This is a genomic window from Sulfuricaulis sp. (assembly GCF_049587675.1).
In the GTDB taxonomy this organism is placed as follows: Bacteria; Pseudomonadota; Gammaproteobacteria; order Acidiferrobacterales; family Sulfurifustaceae; genus Sulfuricaulis.
In genome coordinates this window covers 1-1,633 of the sequence record NZ_JBAVEJ010000249.1, presented here as the reverse complement: position 1 = coordinate 1,633, position 1,633 = coordinate 1, and the positions used below count along the sequence as shown (strand labels likewise).

Here is a 1,633-nt window from a genome sequence, read left to right as displayed (position 1 = left end):
GTACGGCGTTACCTCAATCTGTTGATCACGATGTTACTTGGCGGATTGTGGCATGGCGCGGGCTGGACCTTTGTGGTCTGGGGTGGACTGCATGGGATCTATCTGATGATCAACCATGCGTGGCTTGCGCTGAGGCAGTCGCTTGGCTTCGACTCGGACCACAGCACACCGGCGGGCCGGGCGTTGGCCCGAGCAATCACGTTTCTGGCGGTCACGGTTGCCTGGGTCTTCTTTCGGGCGAGCAATTTTGGTGAGGCCTTCGGCATCCTGAAGGGTATGGTGGGACTTAACGGCGTCGTTCTACCTGAGTCGTGGCTGTCAAAGCTCGGTACAGTCGGATCGTGGCTTGCCACTCACAACGTGCAGTTTGCCTCGAACCTCGCATTTGGAGGGAGTAGAGAGGTTATGTGGATCGCTGCGCTCCTGGGCATCGCCTGGTTCATGCCAAATACCCAACAACTGCTTGCCCGCTACGTTCCGGTTCTTAAAGGCACCGAAGGCGAAGGCGTGAAATTACCCCCTCGTTTTTCGTGGCAGCCCGGCGTTGCCTGGGCACTGGTGCTAGGGGTGATAGGCTTTGCCGCATTATCGAACATTTCGAAGCCTCAAGTGTTCCTGTATTTCCAATTCTGAGAAATCAATAACGCATATGCATGGAGACGAGTTATCGCAAGCGGTACATGCAAACGCTGCGCAGTTGCTTGATCGACGACCGCGCATTATTTTGAGCACAGCGGGCTGATGATGGCGCAACCCTCCTATAAGAAGTATGTCCTGCTGGTTCTGGGTGTCGGCTGCGTGCTGCAGCTGTTGCTTGCGCTCGTCTATTGGAAGCTGGTCGATCCCTATTGGACGTGGCGGCAGTATCGCGCCGTTGAAATTACAAGTTTCCCCTTGCGCATTCGTCGGGCTTTGGTCGATGGATATATCGCGAACACCGTGGCCAAGGAAACCAAACCACTGGTACTGGTTATGGGGGACTCCGAGCCGTATGGGCCGTACGTCGAGGATCATCTGACCTTTTCTTATTTATTGGCCCAGCACTTGCCGAATTACGCGGTGTTCAATATTTCGATTAAAGGTGCGCAACTTGCCGATATCGACAAGCTTATCGATAGCTTGGAACGCTACAATGTCCACCCTGAATTCATCATCTTCGACGTCGACTTCGCCCATTTCAAGAACCCCGGCAATATGCAAGATAATGATCCGGGCGTTTTTCCATCGACATATGTGCCGATATGGCTCGCCATTGCAGCAGCAACATTACCCGACGTGCGGAGTGTGTACGAATTCAGGAACCAGCGGCCCGACTTGCGGCCGGAGACATTTAATTATCTGTCGTTGCCGAGAGATTCTATACCGCGTGATCCGTCACCTGAGTTCGACGAATCTTTCAAGCATGTCTTGAGCAGGCTCAAACCGGTCAGCAAAAACATCGTGGCCTACATGGCTCCTTTCGCCATTGAGTCATTCAAGTATTATGGTTTTGATGACATCGCGTTTCAGAGACTTGCCGCCCGCTATAACGGTATTTGCCAAAATCTCGGGGTGGACTGTCTGGAGCTAAGCGGCGCTTTGCCGATAGACAACTTTATTGACATCATTCACTTGAACCGCCAAGGCCATGCAT

1 protein-coding gene and 1 pseudogene are annotated in these 1,633 nt (G+C 53.1%); both read left to right on the top strand.

The annotated features are described in order from the left end of the window. Positions 1-633, top strand: a pseudogene (locus tag WB402_RS13360) (MBOAT family protein); the annotation flags it as partial. A gap of 108 nt (positions 634-741) precedes the next feature. Continuing rightward, positions 742-1,633: hypothetical protein (locus WB402_RS13355; protein WP_424208665.1), on the top strand; the 892-nt coding region annotated here is incomplete at its 3' end.